The sequence below is a fragment of the Kutzneria sp. NPDC051319 genome (assembly GCF_040682195.1).
Classification (GTDB): Bacteria; Actinomycetota; Actinomycetes; order Mycobacteriales; family Pseudonocardiaceae; genus Kutzneria.
In genome coordinates this window covers 164,167-185,324 of sequence record NZ_JBFBAM010000011.1, presented here as the reverse complement: position 1 = coordinate 185,324, position 21,158 = coordinate 164,167, and the positions used below count along the sequence as shown (strand labels likewise).

Genomic DNA, 21,158 nt, shown 5'->3' with positions numbered 1-21,158 from the left:
TTGTTTCCCCAGCGTATGCCATACCCCCTGGATCCACCGCATCGAGCTGACGAAGTGGCCCCCACCCCCCGGCCCGAACGACCCCCGCGAGTCCCGCTTACCGTCACACCGAGTGTGTGAAACCGTTTCAACCATTCGGTGTGACGCTGGGCGGGACTCGCGGGGGCGGTGGGGCGGGGTTCGTGCCTAAGATCACCGGCATGGCGAGTGTTGAGCCGCAGTCGGTGCTGACGCCGTTGACGGAGGCGGCGATCTTCCTGGTGGCGACGGTCGCTGACGGAGGCGAGGACACCGTCGCCGACGTGCTGGCCGACGTCGGGGCCGTCACCCGGTCGGTGGGATTCCGCATCCCCGACGGCGGTCTGACCTGCGTGGTGGGCATCGGGGCGGAGGCGTGGCCGAGGCTGTACCCGGGCGCGACCACTCCCGCGGGGCTGCATCCGTTCGTGGCGCTGCAAGGCAGCAGGCACGCGGCGCCGTCGACGCCGGGCGATCTGCTCCTCCACATCAGGGCCAAGCGCATGGACCTGTGCTTCGAGCTGGCCGACCGGCTGACCAAGCTGCTCGGCCCGGCCATCGCCGTCGTGGACGAGGTGCACGGGTTCAAGTACTTCGATCGCCGGGACCTGTTGGGATTCGTGGACGGCACGGAGAACCCGACCGGGCGGGCCGCCGCCGCGGCCGTGACGATCGGCGACGAGGATCCGGACTTCTCGGGCGGCAGCTATGTGATCGTGCAGAAGTACCTGCACGACATGACGGCCTGGAACGCGCTGTCGACCGAGGACCAGGAGCGTGTCATCGGGCGCACCAAGCTCGGCGACATGGAGCTGGCCGACGACGTGAAGCCGCCGGACTCGCATGTCGCGCTGAACACCGTGGTCGACGAGAACGGCGAGGAGCGGGAGATCCTCCGCGACAACATGCCGTTCGGCCGTGTCGGCAGCGCGGAGTACGGCACCTACTTCATCGGCTACGCGGCGAGCCCGGACATCATCGAGCTGATGCTGCGCAACATGTTCATCGGCCGGCCCGAAGGCGCCACGGACCGGGTGCTCGACTTCTCGACGGCCGTCACGGGAACACTGTTCTTCGTGCCGACGGCGGATTTCCTGGAGGACCCGCCGGAACCGGTCCCGGCCACGGTGGAACAACCCGAAGAACCCGTCACGTTCTCGCTGCGCGTCGGAAGCCTGAAAGGGAGCCAATGAACAACCTGCACCGGGAACTCGCGCCGATCTCCGAGGCGGCGTGGGCGGACATCGAGGCGGAGGCGCGGCGCACCTTCACCCGTCACGTGGCGGGGCGCCGGGTGGTGGACCTGGTCGGCCCGGCCGGCGAGACGCTGTCGGCTGTGGGCACGGGCCACCTCAAGGACCTAGGCACCACCACCGAGGGCGCGCAGGTGCGCAGCCGCGAGGTGCAGCCGATCGTGGAGATCCGCGTGCCGTTCGCGGTGTCCCGCCGTGCGGTGGACGACGTGGAGCGCGGCGCGAAGGACGCGGACTGGGACCCAGTGAAGGCGGCGGCCAAGCGCATCGCCTTCGCGGAGGACCACGCGATCTTCGAGGGCCTGTCGGAGGCGGGCATCGCCGGCGTGCGGGCGGCGACCACCAACGACACCCTCACGCTGCCGCAGGACGTGCGGGAGTACCCGAACGTCGTGGCGCAGGCGTTGAGCGCCCTGCGCCTGGCCGGTGTCGACGGCCCGTACACGCTGTTGCTGTCAGCCGACGCCTACACGGCGGTGGAGGAGACCACCGACCACGGCTACCCGATCCGTGAGCACCTGTCCCGGGTGATCCACGGCGGCGACATCATCTGGGCGCCCGCGGTGACCGGCGCGTTCCTGCTGTCGGCCCGCGGCGGCGACTACGAGCTCCACCTCGGGCAGGACCTGTCCATCGGCTACCTGTCGCACGACGCCGAGAGCATCCAGCTGTACTTCCAGGAGTCGCTGACCTTCCAGGTGCACACCGGCGAGGCCGGCATCGCCCTCCAGGCCTAGGGCAACCCGGGCCTAGAGCAATCCGTGGCGGTGGAGGTCGTTCACGATGGCGTGGACGACCGGCGCCGTCTCCGGCATCGCCGAGTACTCCTCATACGTGTGGTAGCCGCACTCGGCGATCTCCGAGTTGGCGGTCGGATCGCCGGTGATTTCCCCGGTATAGGTCGTGATCCGCACCTGGGTGCCGGCCGCTTGGCCGTGCGCGTCGCCGCTGAAGGCGCCGTACGGGCGGACCGTCTCCGGCCGCAACGCGCAGCCGGTCTCCTCCAGCACTTCCCGGGTCAGCGCGACCAGGTCGGTCTCCCCCGGCTCGAACTTGCCGCCCGGCAGGTAGAAAGCCTTGCGCCCGTGGGTGCGCACCAGCAGCACCCGCTTGTCACGGACGTGCACCAGGGCAACGGTCTCGATCACCCCGCAGACGCTACCGGCCCCGGCGACAGAGTCGTCGCCGGGGCCGGAACGCCTACGGGCTAGAACATGGCCAGGCCATGCCCGTTCTTCTGGTGGTACAGACCGTCACTGGTCTGGTAGTAGCCGCCGCCCGGGGAGTTGGGCGCCGCCGGATGGTTGTAGGTCGGAGCGTCGCCGCTGCGGCGGTCCGGGCCGAGGTTGTACGACCCGCGCGACGAGCCGCCGCCGGCCGGCGTCGACGCCTTGGGCGCCGCGACGCACGCGCAGATCCCGCCGCTGTGACACCACGACAGCTCGATCGGATTGCCCAGCTTGTCCTGGCACGGATACGGCCCCTGGAAACCGGGCCGGTTGCAGGCCCAGACCGGCGGGCTCACCTCCTGCGAGCCCGGAAGCCCGAAGCCGCCGGCCGTGGCGGCCGCCGCGGAGGCGCCGTTGAGGACGCCGGCGGTCGTCTCGGACGAGGCCGCGATCACCGCGTCGTCGGCCTCCGTCGTTCGTCCGGTCAGCTTGCCCACGTTGGTGGCGACCTTGCCGCCGGTGCTGACGAGCTGCCCGGCTCCGGCCAGCCCCAACCCGAGGACGTCGACCGCGGCCCCGACGTAGTTGCCGGACTTGATGCTGTCCACCGTGTCCCATGTGGTCAGTGCGGTGTTGGCCACATTGGCCACGTTGACGGTCACGTCGACGCCGAGGGCCACCTGCTCGGCGGTGAACATCGCCACGCCGGCCGGCGGCACCAGCAGCGTCAGACCGACAGCCAGAATGCCCAGCCCGATGGAGACCGCGGCCTTGTGGTCGCTGAACCAGTCGCCGATCTCGCTCCAGAACTCACCCGTCGGGTCCATCTTGGTGATCGGGTTGTTGTCGCCGTAGGTGTAGCCGGCCATCTGCTGCGGATCCGTGGTCTTCAGCTTCGGATCCACCGACAGGAACCGGCCGAGCGCCGGGTCGTACTCGCGGGCCCCGAGCATGGTCAGCCCGACCGAGGAGTCCAGCGTGCCGCCGACGAATCCCTTGCTGCCGGGGAAGGTGGCGTCGCCGCGCGGGGCCCCGAACGGATCCTGCCGGCGCTGGGTCACCTTGAGCGTGTCCGAGGTGATCGCGATCTGCGCTGTGCCCTGGTGGTCGTCGGCCAGCCAGGTCACGCCGCCGGCGGTCCGCATTGCCACAGTGGTCTGTCCGCTCGGGTAGTACCGCGTGCCCTCGAGCTTGCCGGACGCCTTGGTCAGCCGCAGCTCCTGCCCGTTCAGGTACAGCGTCGCGCCGGTGGTGTCGTGGCTGATCAGCCGCGTGCCGGCGGCGTCGTACACGAAGTCGGTGCTGTCGCTGCCCTGCGTGACCTTGGCCAGATGCCCCTCGACGTCCCACGTCAACTGCTGGGTGCCGCCGGGCAGCTTGCGGGTGATGGTGTTGCCGCTGGCGTCGTACACGTACTGGCTGGACGTCGGGCCGGCCGGACCGGTCGTGGCCGTCGCGGAAACGCTGTGCCCGGTCGACGAGAACGTGCCGGTGGTGACGGTGTCGCCGCCGGTCGCGTGCTGCGTCTGGCTGAGCCGGTTGCCGACCTTGTCGTAGCTGAACGACTGCCAGTACGGGGCCGGGCCGGTCAGGTCCTTCGCGGCCGGCGTCGCCGAGCAGTCGGCGGCGGGCGTCCACGCCTCGGTGACGCGCTGGAAGTAGTCCAGTGTGAAGCACTGGACGTCGGACGCCTTGCCCTGCGGGGTGTCCGCGATGGACGTGATGTTGCCGGACTGGTCGTAGGTGTAGTGGCGGTCGGCCTGCATCGGGGCCGGCACCTCGGCGTCCACGATGGACCGTTGGAGTCGGCGGGTGTGGTCGTCGTAGAAGTTGGACAGCCACACGCGCTTGCCGTCGTCGCCCAACTGGGTGCGGGCGAGCTCGCCGTACCGGGTGTAGTCGGCGTGGGACACGTAGTTCGTGGTCGTGCCGTCGACGCCGCCGGACATCGCGGTCAGCTCGGCGAAGTCGTTGTAGGACACCGTGAGCGACTCGGCCGCCAGGTCGCCGATGGCGGCGTAGCCCGAGCCGGACAGACTGCCGTCCACATTGTACTTGTTCGTCGACGTGTAGCTGCCGGCCAGCGCGCCCTCCGAGGACGGGATGGTGACCTGCACGCCGAGGGCCTTGTACAGCGCGTTGTAGCCGGAAACCGTTGAGGTGTAGGCGTTGCCGTTGACGAACCGGGTGCTCGACGCGGGCTGCCCCTTGCCGAACGACGCGGTGTCGTAGGTCATCTGCGCCTGCACCGCGCCGCCGGCCTTCTCGGTGAGCTCGCGGCCGAGAGCGTCGTAGTCGTAGGCGAGCGCGACGCCGCGGGCGTCGGTGCTGGTCAGCAGCTGGTTGGCCGCGTCGTAGGCCTTGGTCACCCGACCCCGGTCCGGGTCGACCGCGGTGACCTCGTTGCCGCGCAGGTCGTACGAGCGGCTCCAGGTCGCGCCGGCCGGGTCGATCACGGTCGCGACCTTGTCGGCCGGTGTGTAGGTGTACTTCGTGGCGTCGAAGTCGCCGGTCGGCGCGCTTCCGTGGTACTGGTCCAACTCGATCGTCCGGCCACGGGCGTCGGTGATCGTGGTCGTCGCGATGGCGCCCTGCGGGGGACTGACAATGGTCCGGTCGCCGTCGTAGGCGTTGACGGTCCGCCGCAGCTCGTCCGCGCCGCCCTTGACGGCCTCCACGATCTTGCGGCCCGCGCCGTCGTACTGGGTGACCGTCTGCTGCGGGACATCCACGTCGGCGGCGATCCACAGCTTGTCGTCGACCGGCGACGCGGTGAAGTACGGCTGCGTGACCTTGGTCTGCCGGCCCTGCGAGTCGTACCGGGTGTCGGTGATCAGCCGTCCGCCGTCGGCCTCGGTTTGCCGCTGCCGCAGCCGCAACAGCCCGTCGTAGAGCTCCTTGGTGGTGGTGTAGTTGCCGTTCGGGCCGATGGTCGCGGTGGTCACCACCGTCGGCGCGTCGTTGTGGTAGGCGTAGGAGTACTTCACGTTGCCGCTCTGCCCCGAGCCACGGGACCGGTTGGGCTGCCACACTTCCGTCTTGTTGCCGAGCGCGTCGTGCGCGGTCTCGGTGACGCGGTTGTTGGCGTCGACCACCTTGGTCGTCTGGCCGGTCGCCGGGTCGATCGTGGTGGTTGTCGCCTGTCCCAACGGGTTCGTGACGACGGTCTGGGTCAGCGGGCCGCCGGTGGCCGGTGTGTAGGCCGTGGTGGTGTTGCGGCCGAGTGCGTCGCCGACCGTGGTCTTGCGGCCCATGGCGTCGAAGGCCGAGGTGCCGGCGGTGATGTAGACGGCCCCCGATGCCGGACGGCTGTCCAACACCTCGGACCTGGTGACGTCTCCGGCGGTGGGCGCCGTGCCGAAGGCCTTGCCGTCGTAGGAGTTCCGGGTGCCGGAGACGGCGTTGTCCGGGTACTTGGCGGTGGCCGTGCAGGCGACGGACACCGTCTCGATCTGGGACGGGAAGGAGATCAGCCACTTGTCGGTGTTGCGGACGTAGCTGGTGCGCACGCACCGGTCGTCGGCCGCGGTGGTGATGTCGCCCAGGTCGTTGGTGGACACCACCTGCCCGAGGTCGTCGTAGCTCTGCTCGGTCCTGGTCGTGCGCCAACCGCCGGCCGACAGGGCGGCGTAGTTCGCGGTCGTGCCGGTCTTGACCAGGTACGCCTTGAGGTTGCCTCGGGTGGCGGTCGGTCCCTGCACGGACGGCGTCATGATGGCCTTGGACACGATCTGGTCGCTGGTTCCGTTGTGCACCTCGGACTCGTACTCGAAGCCCTGCAGCCACGCGTCGTCCTTGCGGGCGCCGCCCTCGGAGTCGGTGACGGTGACCGAGCGCGTGCCGGTCGGCTGCTTGTCGCCGTCCATGCCGCGGTAGAACCGTTCCTCGGTCATCGTCTGCGGCCCGGCCAGATCACCGGCCTTGCCCTTGGTGATCCGGACCCGGCCGAAGCCGTGGAAGTCGTTCCAGTTCCGGTCCGCCTCCTTGGTGAACTCGGAGGTGTCGTACGCCCAGGCCGCGCCGTCGAGGTACTGGTAGCTGGTGACGTCCTCGGTGTTGGCGGCGATCATGTCGGACTGCGCCACCTGCGCGACCACGTACTTGTTGAAGTAGTCGGTGCGCTCGGAGAAGTCCTTCTTGGCCCATTTGGCCGGATAACAGCGCTGGGTGTTGGTCTCCGGCTTGGCCGGCAGGGTCGTGGGCGTGCAGTCCGGGTCGGCGTAGGTGACGGTGGTGACGCCACCGGTCTCGGAGACCACGGCCGTCACGCGGTAGCGCAGCAGCGGGCCGAGACCGTCCACTTTGTCCACCCGGTTGGCCAGCTTGGTCCCCTCGAAGCGAACCGAGGGCATGGTGACCGCCGGCAGCCCGTCGGCCTTGCCGGTGTGGGTGACGGACTTCAGCCACAGCGCGGGCTTCTCGCCGTCGCCGCTGGCCGGGAACTGCTGGTCCAACACCCACGACTCGACGTCCTGATAGGACGATCCGGCCAGCACCTGGGTGGTGATCTGGCTCAGCCGCTTGGTCGACCAGAACGTCGGCGAGTTCTTGTCCTTGCAGGTGGCCGTGTCGCACTTGTCGTCCCAGGCGACGTCGGGCCAGTTGTCCTTCTTGTCCTGGGTGCACTCGCTGCCGGGAACGCAGCGGTCGGCGGTGGCGAACTCGACCCGGTCGGTGGCCTGCTGCCCGTCGCGGATGCCGTACAGGGCCTCCTTGAGCGTGCCGCCCCGGGTGTAGGGCACGGCCGCGTCCTTGTTGTTCATGCCGTAGGAGTTGGTCTCGGCGTTGTAGTTGTACTCGATCACGTTGCCGTGCCGGTCGATCACCTTGTCCAGGTTCCACCGCCACGCCTGCGCGCAGTGCGAGTCGGCGAAGGCCCCCGCGTGGCAGGGCTCGCCGGCGTCGTTGCCGAACACCGGGACCGTCCACGTGGAACTGGAGTCCGGCCGCGATCCGAACAGGTACTGGGTGCCGTCGACGGTGGTGATCCGCCACGACTCGCCGTCGTTGTCGCCGTTGGCCGTGCCGGTCAGGCGCTCGATGCGCGACCCGTCATCGGTCTTGTTGCGCCAGGCCCCGGTCTTGTCGTCCCGGATGAGCTGACCGCCGCTGCTGCCGTAGGCGGCGAAGGCGTTGTCACTGCGCCAGCACAGGTCGCCATCGTCCTTGACCGGGGTCGTGTCGTGGTCGCACGGGATGTAGCTGCGTTCGATGAACCCGACGCCCAGGTCCCAGCCGTCGCCGACCCAGGAGGCCTGGTTGTTGGTCGCGCTGGTCCGACCATCCACTGCGGATGACGAGTAACTCAGTGCCAGCTTGGGATCGAGACTGCCGGCCGACGGCGGCACGCGCAGCGGATAGGACCAGCTGAAGTCGCCGGTCTGGGCCGAGACGTCCCACGACGCCGACGGGGACAGCGGCGTGGCCTTGTCGGTGCCGCCGCCGTCGCTGGTGGCGGTGCTCGCCGGCTGGTCGCCGTGCAACTCGCTGCTGGCGGCCTGGTCGGCCGGGCGGCTGCCCATCTGCTGCTGGCTGACCGGTGTGGACGAGACGTCCGGCAGCGGGACGGACGGCTCCCCCGCCCACGCGGCGGTCGGCGTGAGCAGGGTGAGCACGGTGGACACGAGGGCCGCGGGCAGCACGCCCGCGAGGACTCTGGTGCTTGTTCGCATGGATTCCCCCCTTTGGTGAAGGAGCGGCGCCGGGCCCCACGGGGGAAGGCCCGGCGCCGCGGCTCGGACTACTTCTGGGCCAGGAAAAGCTCCAGCCGGTCACGATCGGTCTCGACGACCCGGAGGATGTCGGCCGCGTACTCGGCGTCGGGCCCGCGCGACAACTCGCGGTAGAACAACCACAACCCGGCTCGCGCGAGCTCCCGAGCCCGCTCGACCAGATCCGCCCGACCGGCCTCGACCTCGTCCTCGTGGACGTCGCCGGTCACGATCTCGGCCAGCAAGCGCAACACCTGTCGACGGGCCGGCCCCGGCGGGTCGTCGGCCAGCGCCGCGCACAACACCGAAACCAGGGGCGCCGCCGCCTCGAACACGTTGCCCTGCACCACGACCACGTTGTCGAGGCTGGTCTCGCTGTAGACGTGCTTGGCTTCCTCGACGGTGGCGGCGGCGACCAGCGCCGCCATCGCCGCGGGCACGTCCTCGGCGGTGCCCTCACCGGTGGCGAGCGAGCCCCAGTCGTGGCGGCCCAGCTCGACCGACATCGCAGACACCACAGTGTCCTCCTTCGCAGCGGTGGTCATTCGATCGGCTCCTGCGCGAATGGTCCTCCACTGCCGCCCCGCAGCTGCGGACCGGGGCCGTCTCTCGTCGGCGCCTTGCTCGCCGCCGGCCAGTCGCCGTTGGGGGTGCCAAGCACGCCCTTGGTGAACTGGGTCGGCGGGTACTTTCCCTGGCACTTCCAGCACACGTGCTTGGTGACGACGTCGCCGTCCTGCATGCGGATGGTCGAGATGAACATGCCGCGCCCGCGCTCCTCCGGCTTGCTCGGGTCGAAGCCGTTGGCGCGCATGGCATTGCCCTCCGCGCAGTCGCCGTTGCCGGAGCAGCCCACCGCCCAGGTCGCCGACTGCGGGTCGTAGTGCGCGGTGACGGCCCGGTTCTTCTTGGCCGGGTCGGACTGGTTCTTGATCAGCTCCGAGTTGCGCGCCTGTTCCATCTTGAGCTGGATGTCGGCGGGTATCTCTTCGAGGTTGACCGTCTTGGGCGCCGCTTCGCCCGAGGCGTTGCCGCCGACGTTGATCGCCTCGTGCCCGTCGGCGAAGATGGCGCCGGCGGCGTCGCCGCACTCGTTCTCGACGGCACAGGCGTTGATGTACAGCTCCGTGTCGTCACCGGGCTCGAGCATCCCCAGCGAGATCACGGTCATCATGCCGTCGTTCGCGCACATCTTCGTGTGCGCCGAGCAGATGTCCTTCCACGCCGCCGCTTCGACGTCGCTGGGGATCTCCTCTCCGGGCTTGAGCGCCGGGGCGTTCTTCCCGATCCACGACGAGTAGAGCTCCCGCAGGTGTTGCGCGACCCGGGAGTCGGCCGCCACGTGCGTGCTCACCGGCTTGTAGACCGGGCCCGGGCCGTGCGGGGTGACATGTTGGGGCGAACTGCTCGGGTAGATCCCGTACCCGCTCAGGCCGGGGCTGTCGGCGCCGGCCGCCGCGCAGGCCGGGGTGGCACACCAGCTGCCGGCCGTGAGACCGCTGTCGTCGACCAGGTTGACCGGGTTGCCGTTGGCGTACCCGTACGGGTTGAGCTGCTGCGGGCTGCCCGGCTTCATGACCGGGTCGGTGGACAGGAACCGGCCCTGCGCCGAGTCGTACTCCCGCGCGCCGAGCTCGGTCAGCCCGATGGAGGTGTCCTCGGTGCCGCCGACAAAGCCCTTGTCGCCGGGGAAGTTCACCGTCGGACCGCGGGGCTGCCCGTACGGGGTCTGCCGGCGCTGCGTGACCTTGAGCGAGCCGCTGTCGATCGCCACCTGCGAGGTGCCCTGGAAGTCCGGGGCCAACCACGTCAGTCCGGCGGCATCGCGCATGCCGATGGTCCGCGCGCCGTACTGGTAGTACCGGGTGCCCTTGGCGACGTTGCCGCCCTTGGCGACGTGGATCTCCTCGCCGGCCAGGTACAGCGTGGCGCCGGTGTTGTCGTGCCGGATCAGCCGGTCGCCCTCGGCGTCGTACACGAAGTCCGTGACGTTGCCGCCCTGGGTCACCTTGGCCAGGTGGCCTTCGGCATCCCAGTCCAGCTGCTGGGTGGAGCCGGGCAGCTTGCGGCTGACCGTGTTGCCGGCCGCGTCGTAGACGTACTCGGTCGACGAGGCGCCGGCCGGGCCGGTGGTGGCCGTCGAGCTGACCTTGTGGCCGGCCGCCGGATACGTGCTGGTGGTGACGGTGTCGCCGGCGGTCGAGTGCTGCGTCTGCGTGGTGCGGTTGCCGGCCTTGTCGTAGCTGAACGACTGCCAGTACGGGGCCGGGCCGGAAAGCGCCGCCGCGGAGGGATCCTTCGAGCAGTCACCGGCCGGCGTCCAGGCTTCGGTGAGGCGGTGCAGGTAATCCTGCTTGAAGCACTGGACGTCCGCGGGCTTGCCCTGCGGGGTGTCGGCGATCGAGGTGAGATCGCCGTAGTCGTCGTAGGAGTAGTGGGTGTCGGACTGCATCGGCGACGGCACTTCGGCGTCGATGATCGTCCGCTCGATCCGGCGGGTGTGGTCGTCGTAGTGCGTCGACAGCCAGGTGCGCTTGCCGGTGTCACCGAGCTGGACCCGCTGCACCTCGCCATACCGGGTGTACTGCGTGTCGGTGACGTAGTCGAAGGTGTTGCCGTCGTAGCCGCCGGTGGTGGTCAGCAGCTCGCCGAGGTCGTCGTAGGTGTACGACAGCGGCTCGACCGGCAGGTCGCCGGCGGCGGCGTAGGTGACGCCGCGGGCGCTGCCGTCCCAGTTGAACGACTGCTTGTTGGTGTAGGTGCCGGCCAGCGCGCCCTCGCTGTCGGGCACCGTGAGCTGCGTGCTGGTCGCGTGGTAGAGGGAGTCGTAGCCGCCGGTGGTCGCGGTGTACGCGTGGCCGTCGACGTACCTGGTGCTGGACGCCATCTCGCCCACACCGAACAACGCGGTGTCGTAGGTCCACTGCGACTGCACCGCGTCGCCGATCTTGCTGTCGATCTTGCGGCCGAGCTCGTCGTAGTCGTAGGTGAGCGTCGTCCCCCGCGAGCTGGTGGTGCTGGCCAGCTCGTTGGCCGCGTTGTAGGTGCTGGTCGTGATGCCGGTGTCGGCGTCCTCGTCCCGCACCAGGTTGCCGTGCAGGTCATAGGTCTTGTGCCAGGTGTTGCCGGCCGGATCGGTGATCGTGGCCAGCTTGCCGGTCGGCGTGTAGCTGTACTTCGTGACGTCGTAGTCGCCGTTGGGCTGGGCGCCGTGGTACTGCCGCAGTTCGACCACGTTGCCGCGGCCGTCCATGATGGACGTGGTGGGGATGCCGCCGGCCGGCGGCGTGACCGTGGACCGGTCGGCGTCGTAGGACGTGACGGTGCGCCACTTCTCGAACGCGCCGCCCTTGACGATCTCCGCCGTGGGGCGGCCGAGTCCGTCGTACTCGTCGGCCGTCTGCAGTGGCACGTCGACATCGCTGGCGATCCACAGCCGGTCGTCCACCGGCGCGTCGGTGAAGTACGGCTGCGTGACCTTGAACTGCCGGCCCTGCGAGTCGTACTTGGCGTCGGTGATCAGCCGGCCGCCGCCGGTGGCCGGGCGCTGGGTCTGGCGCAGCCGCAGCAGGCCGTCGAACAGCTGGTTGCTGCTGACGTAGTTGCCGTTCGGGCCGATCTTGGTGGTGGTGATCACCGACGGCGCGTCGTCGCGGATGGCGTACGCGAACGTCGTGTTGCCGCCGACACCGGGCGCGCGGGTCCGGTTGGGCAGCCACACCTCGGTCTTGCGGCCCATCGCGTCGTAGGCGACCTCGGTCGTGCGATTGTTGGCGTCGACCGTCTTGACGGTGTTGCCGAACGCCGGGTCGACGGTCGTGGTGACCGACTGGCCGAGGGCGTTGGTGGCGACGACCTGGGTCAGCGGTCCGCCGGTGGACGGCGTGTAGGCCGTGCTGCTGGGGCGCCCCAGGGCATCGGACGACGAAGTGACGCGGCCGAGGACGTCGTAGTCCGCGGTGCCCGTGGTGACGAACTTGGCGCCGGCGGCCGGATGGCTGTCCAGAGCCTCGCTCTTGGTGACGTCACCCTTGTCGTTGTAGGTGATCCTGGACGCCGCCATGGCGTTGTCCGGATAGGACGGTGTCTTGTCGCAGGCGACCGACACGGTCTCCGTCCCGGCCGGGAAGGCCATGAACCACTTGTCGGTGTCGCGCGCGTAGCTGACGCGGGTGCACCGATCGTCGGCGGCAGTCGAGGTGTCGCCGAGGTCGTTGGTGGAGACCAACTGCTGGTAGTCGTCGTAGGCCTGGTCGACCTGGGTCGTGCGCCAGCCGCCGCTCGACACCGCCACGTAGTTGAGCGTGGAGCCGATGTTGACCTGGTAGGCCTGGAGGCCGGCTCTGGTCGCCAGCGGTCCCTTCACCGAGGGGGTGATGATGGACTTGGCCAGCACCTGCTCGCTGGTGCCGTTGTGGGCCTGGGACTCGTAGTTGAAGCCCTGGAGCCAGGCGTCGTCCTGGTGGACGCCGCCCTCGGAGTCGGCGACGGTGACCGAGCGGGCGCCGGACGGCAGCTTGTCGCCGTTCAGGCCCCGGTAGTACCGGGTCTCGGTCATGGTCTGCGGGCCGTCGAGGTCGTCGGACCGGCCCTTGGTGACGCGAACCCGGTCGTAGCCCCGGAAGTCGTTCCAGGTCCGGTCGGCCTCCTTGGAGAACTCGGAGGTGTCGTAGGCCCAGCCGGCCCCGTCCAGGTAGTCGTAGGCGGTGACCTGATCGAGGTTGCCGGCGATCATGTCGGACTGGGCGACCTTGGCCACCACGTACTTGTTGAAGTAGTCGGTGCGCTCGGAGAAGTCCTTCTTCGCCCAGGTCATGGGGAAGCAGCGCTTGCTGTTGCTCTCCGGGTTGGCCGGCCGCGAGGTGGCGGTGCAGTCGGGGTCGCCGTAGGTGATGGTGGTGACGCCGCCGGACTCGGACACGATGCCGGTCAGGCGGTAGCGCAGCAGCGGGCCGAGACCGTCCACCGTGTCCACCCGGTTGGGGAACTTGGTGCCCTCGAACCGCACCGGCGGGTCGGACACGGAGCCGGCGCTGTCGGTGACGGACTTCAGCCACAGCGCGGCCTTCTCGCCGTCACCGCTGGCCGGGAACTGCTGGTCCAGCGTCCAGGACTCGACGTCGGAGAACGACGACCCGGACAGCACCTGCGTGGTGACCTTGGCCAGCCGCTTGGTCGACCAGAAGGTCGGCGAGTACTTGCCCTTGCACGTGGCCGTGTCGCACTTGTCGTCCCACGGGACGTCCGGCCAGTTGTCCTTCTTGTCGGCCGTGCAGTCACTGCCGGGAACGCAGCGGTCGGCGGTGGTGAACTGCACCCGGCCGGTCGCCGGCTGGCCGTCGCGGATGCCGTACAGGGCTTCCTTGAGCGTGCCGCCGCGGGTGTAGGAGGCGGCCGCGTCCTTGACGTCCAGGCCGTAGGAGTTGGTCTCGGCGTCGTAGTTGTACTGGATGACGTTGCCGTGGCGGTCGACGACCTTGTCGAGGTTCCACCGCCAGGCCTGCACGCAGTGCGAGTCGGCGAAGGCGGCCGCGTGGCACGGCTCGCCGTCGTCGTTGCCGAAGACCGGCACCGTCCAGGTGGACTTGGCGTCCGCGCGGTCGCCGAAGAAGTACTGCGTGCCGTCGACGGTGGTGATCCGCCAGTACTCGCCGTCGTTGTCGCCGTTGCCGGCGCCGGTGAGGCGCTCGATCCGGGACCCGTCGTCCTCCTTGTTCTTCCAGACGCCGGTCTTGTCGTCGCGGACGAGCTGGCCGCCGCCACCGCCGTAGGACGCGGTGGCGTTGTCGCTGCGCCAGCACATGTCCCCGACGTTCTTGACCGGCTTGACGTCGTTGGCGCACGGGATGTAGCTGCGCTCGATGAAGCCGACGCCCAGGTCCCAGCCGTCGCCCACCCAGGAGGCCTGGTTGTTGGTCGCGCTGGTCCGACCGTCCACACTGGACGACTTGTAGTTGAGGGAGAGCGTCGGGTCGAGGCCGCCGGCCGACGGCGGCACCCGCATCGGATAGGACCAGCTGAAGTCGCCGGTCTGCGCGGCCACGCTCCAGCTGGCCGACTGGGACAGCGGCGTGGCGGTGTCCAGGCCGCCGCCGTCCTTGGCGCTGGAGCTGGGCTGGTTGCCGTGCAGCTCGCTGCTGGTGGCCTGGTCGGTCGGACGGTCGGTCCGATGCTGCTGTTGGCTCACCGGCGTCGAAGCGATGCCGGGCAGGGGGACGGAGGGCTCCCCCGCCCACGCCGCGGACGGCGTGAGCAGGGCGAGCGCACCGGCGGCGAGCGCCGCGGGCAGCGCGCCCGCGACGACTCGTCTCAGTCTTCGCACGAACACCCCTCTGGTGGTCATGACGTGGGATCGGTGCCGGGATCGGTCTGGAACTCGCCGCCGGTGGGGGCGTCGACCCGGGCGTAGCCGAGTGCCTTGTCCACGGCGACGCCCTCGCAGTCGGCGGCCAGCGACACCATGCTGTCGGCGGGCGGCACGGTGCACCGGGTCAGCTGCTTGGCGGCGGCCGGGTCGGCCGGCGCCTGCGCCAGCACGAAGCCCTGCGCCGACACGACGGTCTTGCCCTCGCAGGCGGTGTCGTTGGAGGCGAAGGAGTCCGAGCCGTTGCGGCACGACATGAACGGCTGGAGGCCGGCGCCGGCCACCAGGGACACGTAGCCCTGCAAGCCCTCGTTCTTGAAGGCGGCCGGCACCCCGTCGATGGTTGTCACGTGGTCGAAGCCCGGGTTGGCGTAGCGGGCAATGGCCGCGTAGCCGACGGTGTAGCCCAGCTGGCTCTCCACGGTCTTGCCGCCGCACGTGGCGTCCCGCGACTCGAAGTGGTCCCCGGCGCCGTTGTTGCACCGGTAGAGCGCGACCGTCGGAATGTTGTTGGGCTGCTGAGTGAACACCAGACCGGCGGCGCCGATCTTGGTCTGGCCCTCGCAGTCCGCCTGCAGCGACGTGAACCCGTCGCCGCCGGTGGCGCACGCGTACAGCGTCCGGGTGTTCGCGCCGGGCGAGGCGGGCAGGCCCAGCGCCGACTCGAAGTGGTAGCCGGGGCGGATGGTGTTGGCGTCGGTCGGGCCGGTGTAGTGGTCGCCCGCGCTGTTGACGAAGCTGCCCAGCTGGCCCGCGATCGGCGCGCCGAAGCTGCCCCGGTCGGTCAGCACGGCATCGGTCGCCACGCCCTCGCCGGCCCGGATCTCGTCCACCGAACCCGGGAAGAACGCCGTGGCCGCGCCGTCGGCCTTGCCCCGGCCGATGACCATCTTGCCGGTCGCCTTCCACAGCACCACGTTGTTGCGGGTGCCGACCAGCTGCCCGTCCACGTACAGCCGCAGCTGCCGGGCCGGGTAGTCGTACACGCCGGCCAGGCTGGCCCACTGGTTCACCGCCGGCGCCGTCACCGAGGCCGCGTAGGCCTTGGCCGCGCCGTCGGTGTCCGAAGTGGACGAACCGAAGACCCACCGCTTGATGTCGGCCCGGTAGCCCAGGGCGAAGCCGCTGTTGCGGTCCCCGTCCTGGCTGACGACGGTGGCGTCCTTGTCGTCACGGGAAAGCTTGGCCCACGCCGACACGGTGAAGCTGTCGTGCATCGGCAGCCCGGACGGCGTGGTCACCACGCCGGAGGCGCCGTCGAGCTGCAACGCCTTGCCGCCGCCCGCGTCCGGCCCGAAGCTCGTGCCGCCACTGGCCGTGCCGGTGTAGGCGCGCCAGCTGGAGTCCTTGCCGGTGCCGTCGTTGAACTGGTAGTAGCCCCAGTCCGCGTCGGTGATGTCGTCGTGGATCTTGCGGACCTCGCCGTCGCTGATCGCCTTGGCGTAGACCCGGGTCTCGTCGACGACGCCGTCGAACAGCGCGGACGCGTTGCCGTTCCACTTGCCGCGGGCGACGGTCATCGGACCGGGCGCCGGCAGCAGGGTGACGCCGACCTGCGCGCCGGACAGCAGACCGTTGACGTAGAGCCGCACCTGGTGCAGATCGGCGTCGTACGACATGGCCAGGTGCGTCCACTCGCCAGCGTGCGCGGCCTCGGTCGAGTTGAGGATGGCGACCGCGCTGCCCGGGTTGTCCTTGTCGGCGGTCGGCATGATCACGGCCCACTTGCCGGCGGCGCCGTTGTAGGACAGCAGGAACGGGCTGAGCCGGGTGCCGTCCTGGCCGATCACCGTCTGGTTGTCGGTGCCGGCCTTGAGCAGGTACGCCCACGTCGCCACCGAGAAGCTGTGGCCCGTGTCCACCACCGGGGCGGCGGTCTGCGCGTACGCGGAGGTGCCGTTGTAGTTGGTGGCGTACATGTCGCGGCCACCGATCCAGGTGGCGTTGGTCGTCGTCAGGTCGAGACCGCGACCGCTGCTGTCCTTGGCCGTGCTGCCGGTGTTCTCGTTGTACTTCCACAGCGCCGCGTCGGCCTTGGGCAGCGCCGAGGCCGTCACCGCCGGGTAGGAGTGGTACAGGGCGCTGACCCGGTCCTTGTCGAGCTGGCCGGTGTACAGGCGCACGTCGTCCACGCTGCCCGGCCAGTACTCGGCGTTGGCGCTGTTGGTCTTGCCGCGGCCGATGACCAGGCCGCCGGTCGGCTGCCACGGCGAGTTCAGCGTGCCGTCGCCGACCCGGGTTCCGTTGACGTACAACCAGACCTTCCTGGTCGACGGGTCGTACACGCCGACGAGGTGGGTCCAGGCGTTCACGTCGGACTCCTGCGTGGACACCGCCGCCTTGGTCACCACGGCGTTGTCCGTGTCCGACTCGGGCATCTCGAACGTCCAGGCGCCGAGCTGGTTGTTGTCCCGGTCGATGATGTGGCCCAGCCGGAACTTGCTGCCGTGCGCTCCGTCCACCGTGACCGCGTCGACCTTGCACGCCGCGACCTTGGTGAGGTCGCAGTCCTTGTTGGGCAACAGGACCCAGGCCGACACCGTGAACGCCTGGTCCAACCGCAGGTCCACGCCGGTGGTGGCGGCCGCGCCGCTGACACCGTCGAAGCTGGCGGCGTTGCCGACCCGGCCCGAGGTGAAGCTCGAGCCGCCGGTCAGGGCCGCGCCCCGCGCGCCGACGGCGTCGGCGGTGTTGCGGCCGCTGGACTCGTCCAGCGGGTAGTCGTGCACCAGCGTGAGGTCGCGGCCGGCCATCGCCTGGATCTCCGTGGCGAACAAGGCCCGCGAGTACACCTGGACGTCGTCGATCGAGCCCGCGAGGTACTCCACCGGCGCGCCGGCCCACTTGGCCCGGCCGATCTGCAGGCCGCCACTGGCGTTCCAGGTCTGGGTGTGCGCGATGGAACCGGCCAGTGTGCCGTTGACGTACAGCTGCAACTGGTGCGTGCCGGAGTCGTACACCGCCACCAGGTGCGTCCACTGTCCTACCTGGACACTGCCGCCGATCACCTCGTCGCGCTGCGTGCCGTCGTCGGGGGCGTCCTTCGCGAACATCACGAAGCCCCACTTGCCGTCCTGGCGGACCCGGACCTTGAACGCGCTGTCCTGCGTGCCGTCCTCGGACACCACCGTGGCCAGCGCGGTGGCGCTGTCCACCTTGGCCCACGCGGCCACCGAGAAGCTGCGGTCGACGTCGATCACGTGCGGCGCGCTGATCGCGGAGTCCTTGCCGTCCAGCCGCGCCGCCAGGTCGTTGGGGTCGGGCATGGAGGACTGGCCGCCGGTGTAGTCCACCTGGCCCACCGCCGTGCCGTCGGCCGGCGGCGTGGTGGCGTTCTTCGGCGGGGAGGCGTCCTTGAGGTTGCCGTCCAGCTTCCAGTTGCCCTGGGTCACGCTGGCCTGGCTGACGATGCCGCGGATCTCCTCGTCCGACAGCACCCGGCTGTAGGCCCGCACGTCGTCGATCGCGCCGGTCCAGAAATTGCCGACCACGTTCTGCCACAGGCTGCGACCGAACTGGAGCGGACCGGTCGCGTTGAACGTCGAGGGCTGTGGCGCGGTGCCGGCGAGCGTGCCGTTGACGTAGATGCGGATCTGCTTGGTGGGCACGTCGTCCACGGCGGTGATCTGCGCCCACTCGCCGACCTTCGCGGTGCCCGGCGCGCTGTGCACCGCTGCATCGCCGGGATGGGTCACGGCGTCGGCGCCGGTGGTGTAGAACTCCCACCAGTCGCCGGCGGAGTTGTTGCGGTAGCCCAACAGGAACGCGCTGTTCGTGGCGCCGTTCTGCGCGGCGACCGTGCTGATCGCGGTCGAAGCCGGCTCGGTGTCCAGCCGGGCCCAGGCCGACACGGTGTAGCTCTGGTCGGTGCGGAACGCCGGGGCGCCGGTGGACACGTAGTCGGTCGACTGGTCCAGCTGCACGGCCCCGTTCACCGCGCCGTTGGCGACGAAGTGCGCATTGCCTTGCAGCACACCGGAATCACCGCCGGGCACGGCGTTGGCCGCGGTCTTGCCGTTGGGGTCGTCCAGCTTCCAGTAGCCGACCTGCACGTTGGCCCGGCTCACCGCGGCGCTGACCTCGCTGTCGGTCAGGCTCCGGTCGTAGAGCGCGACCTCGTCGACGGCCCCGACGACGTAGTCGCGGTTCGGGTCGGAGTCCCACAGCGTGCGACCCACCCGCAGCGGGCCGGCGACGTAGGGCGTCACGACGCTACGCGCCACCGTCGCGGACAGCACACCGTTGACGTAGAGCCGCATCTGCTTGGTCGGCGCGTCGTACACCGCGGTCAGCTGCGTCCATACGTTGAGCTGGGCCGGATTCGCCGACGACGCGGTGTCGTTGGAGGTCGGGTTGTAGATGCCGAAGACCCATTTGCCGCCGTTCTCCGGGCGGTACCACAGGTCGAAGGCGGCGAACTTGTCGCCGTCCTGGCTGACGATCGCCTGCGCGGCGGCGCCGTTGGCGACCTTCGCCCACGCCGACACGCTGAAGCTGCCGTCGGTGCGCACGGCGTTGGCGGCGGTCATGTACCCCGTGCCGTCCAGCGCCAACGAGGAGCCGACCGCACCCGGCGTGTAGGTCGCGCCGCCGGTCAGCGTTCCGTTGCGGCTGCCCAGATACGCGGAGTCGTTGGCGTTGCCCTCGAACGACCACTGCGCCACCGGGCCGTTGCCGGCCCGCACGTAGATGTGCATCTTCTTGGTCGGGCTGCGGTGACCGGCCCGGTCCACGCTCTGCACGTACAGGTCCTGCGGGCCGTCGGTCGGCGGCGCGATGCTCACGGTCGCCTTGCCGCCCAAGGCATCGGCGTCAACCTGCGTGGCGGGCGGGTCGCTCCAGCCGTACAGGTAGTGGTCGATGTCGGCGACACCGCTGGCGTCGAAGGTGAACGTGCCGGGCACGTCCTTGCCGCCGTGCCACTGGTTGTCCTCCTGGTACAGCCCACCGGTGACACCGGGCGCCTTGTCGACGCCGACTCTGTCCACGATGAACGGTCCGGGGCCGTTCTTCCAGTCGCCGCCGTCGGGGCCGTCCTTGCCCCACAGCGTCCAGCTGACGTTCTGGCCATCGCGGTTGCGCAGGTCGACGTCCTGGGTGAAGACGCTGCCGGAGGCCAGCGTCGTGCCGAAGTGCTCCTCGACGCTGGGACCGCCGTAGATGTCCCAGATCGGGGTGAGCTGGTCGTTGTCCGGGTCGGTCAGCGTGCCCTGCAGGCGAATCGTGTCGTCGCCGACGTACGCCGTGCCGCCGCACCACTTGCACACCTTCAGCGGCGGCTGCGTGGCCATCGCCGACGGCGGGTTGGGCCGCGTGTTGTAGTTGACGATGATGCGGGTGGCCGGGGCGTCCAGCTTGCGCCACGCGTACCGGTCGCCCTCGTCCTGCGCCTTGATCGTGTAGGCCGACCAGCCGCTAGGGTTGATGAACTGGCCCACGTCGAAGCCCAGGCCCTTGTTGCCGGCGCAGCCCGTGTAGGCGCTGTCGGCGGGGCTGGTGTCGACGTAGGTGCCGTGCGGCTGGTTGTTCCACGTCAGACCGGAGTCGAAGGTCCGGTCGGCGATGTACAGCTCGTAGTTGCGGGTGTTGCAGCTCGGCCCGTACACGACGGTCGCGTCGAGCTGCGTGCTGATGATCCGCTTGCCGTTGAGGAAGCTGGTGTCGAACTGCCAGTAGGTGCGGGCCACGCCCACGCCGGAGCAACCGGCCCAGCCGCTGCACGAGCCCAGCTTGCCCCAGCTGTCCACGTCGTTCGCGCCGTACCAGTGGGTGCTGTTCCCCGTGGCCTGGAAGACCTTGGCCCAGTCGCTGCGGTCGAAGGTGTGCCAGTCGGGGTCGATGACGATCGGGTACTTGGCCTTGGGGTCGGTCAGGAAGGACCGGTCCGGGGCCAGCGTCAGCGAGGTCTGGTCCATCGTCACGCCGACGGTCGCCTGCCGTTCGCCGGAGGCGTCCCACATCGTCGACGGCGGCGTCTGGAAGACGGTGTCGCCCTTGGCGTTCACCGCTTGCACCACGCCGTTGTCGCCTGTTTTGACCGTCAGACCGTCGGTGGTCAGACCCAGGCGGACATCGCCGATCTTCGCGGCGGCGGCCGGGTTCTTGACCACGAGGTGCTGGCTGAAGCCGGTGGACTCGGCGTTGAGAACCAGGTCGACACCCGGCAGCACCTCGGGATATGTGGCCTTGTCACCGTCCACCGCGGGCTTGGGCAGCTTTCCGGGCCAGGTCAACGTGAACGACTGGCCGGGCGCCCCGAAGCGCACCAGCGCCGTGTCCCCGCCCCCGGAGAACACGACGTCGGTGCTGGCGGACCTGGGCGCCAGCTGGTTGTCCTTGGCCGCCAGCCTGGTGTCGATCGGGGCCCAGGTGTCGCCCCGTTTCACCTGCATCGGCTCCGCGGACACCTCGGCCACCAGCGAGCCGTCCGGCTTGGCCGAGACCTTGCGGGTCGGCGTGCCCAGCGAGGTCACCACGATGTTCTGGTTCTGCCGTTTGGCCGCCGCGAAGGCAATGCCCGCGTCGGGCGTCTCCGTGATCGGCGTGACGGCCTCGACCGATGTGGACAGTGACGACAGCGTGGGGATTCCCACCGCCACCGCCGCCGCGACCGTGAAGGCCACGGTCGCGACCGTCCATCTCA

General features: G+C 69.8%; 7 protein-coding genes. 2 read left to right on the top strand and 5 right to left on the bottom strand.

All coding sequences use genetic code 11. The features are described 5' to 3' along the window. Nucleotides 1-200 precede the first annotated feature (200 nt). Nucleotides 201-1,211 carry a Dyp-type peroxidase gene (locus tag AB0M73_RS14295; RefSeq protein WP_363890987.1) on the top strand — a complete coding sequence of 337 codons (1,011 nt, stop codon included), beginning with the start codon at nt 201-203 and terminating at the stop codon, nt 1,209-1,211. Beyond that, nucleotides 1,208-2,008: a family 1 encapsulin nanocompartment shell protein gene (locus tag AB0M73_RS14290; protein ID WP_363890985.1), complete on the top strand. Its 801-nt coding sequence runs from the start codon at nt 1,208-1,210 to the stop codon at nt 2,006-2,008. The genes AB0M73_RS14295 and AB0M73_RS14290 overlap by 4 nt, the downstream gene beginning before the upstream one ends. Nucleotides 2,009-2,020: 12 nt before the next feature. Here AB0M73_RS14290 and AB0M73_RS14285 read toward each other — a convergent pair whose 3' ends face one another. The 5 genes from AB0M73_RS14285 to AB0M73_RS14265 form a co-directional block, all read right to left on the bottom strand. Next, the gene (locus AB0M73_RS14285; protein WP_363890984.1) at nt 2,021-2,419 is read right to left on the bottom strand and encodes an NUDIX domain-containing protein; all 399 of its coding nucleotides are present in this window, start codon (nt 2,417-2,419) and stop codon (nt 2,021-2,023) included. A 59-nt stretch (nt 2,420-2,478) separates the two neighbouring features. Further along, nucleotides 2,479-8,112: an RHS repeat-associated core domain-containing protein gene (locus AB0M73_RS14280; RefSeq protein ID WP_363890982.1), complete on the bottom strand. Its 5,634-nt coding sequence runs from the start codon at nt 8,110-8,112 to the stop codon at nt 2,479-2,481. 68 nt (nt 8,113-8,180) lie between these two features. Then, nucleotides 8,181-8,696, bottom strand: coding sequence for a hypothetical protein (locus AB0M73_RS14275; protein WP_363890980.1), 516 nt, complete (start codon nt 8,694-8,696; stop codon nt 8,181-8,183). Beyond that, nucleotides 8,693-14,473, bottom strand: a complete 5,781-nt coding sequence (locus AB0M73_RS14270; RefSeq protein ID WP_363890978.1) for an RHS repeat-associated core domain-containing protein — start codon at nt 14,471-14,473, stop codon at nt 8,693-8,695. Before AB0M73_RS14270 ends, AB0M73_RS14275 begins: the two co-directional genes overlap by 4 nt. A gap of 17 nt (nt 14,474-14,490) precedes the next feature. Continuing rightward, nucleotides 14,491-21,138, bottom strand: coding sequence for a LamG-like jellyroll fold domain-containing protein (locus tag AB0M73_RS14265; RefSeq protein WP_363890976.1), 6,648 nt, complete (start codon nt 21,136-21,138; stop codon nt 14,491-14,493). Nucleotides 21,139-21,158 lie beyond the last annotated feature (20 nt).

Coding starts and splice junctions, on each gene's coding strand:
- AB0M73_RS14295 (WP_363890987.1), top strand. CDS start 201: ATGGCGAGTGTTGAGCCGCAGTCGGTGCTGACGCCGTTGACGGAGGCG.
- AB0M73_RS14290 (WP_363890985.1), top strand. CDS start 1,208: ATGAACAACCTGCACCGGGAACTCGCGCCGATCTCCGAGGCGGCGTGG.
- AB0M73_RS14280 (WP_363890982.1), bottom strand. CDS start 8,112: ATGCGAACAAGCACCAGAGTCCTCGCGGGCGTGCTGCCCGCGGCCCTC.
- AB0M73_RS14275 (WP_363890980.1), bottom strand. CDS start 8,696: ATGACCACCGCTGCGAAGGAGGACACTGTGGTGTCTGCGATGTCGGTC.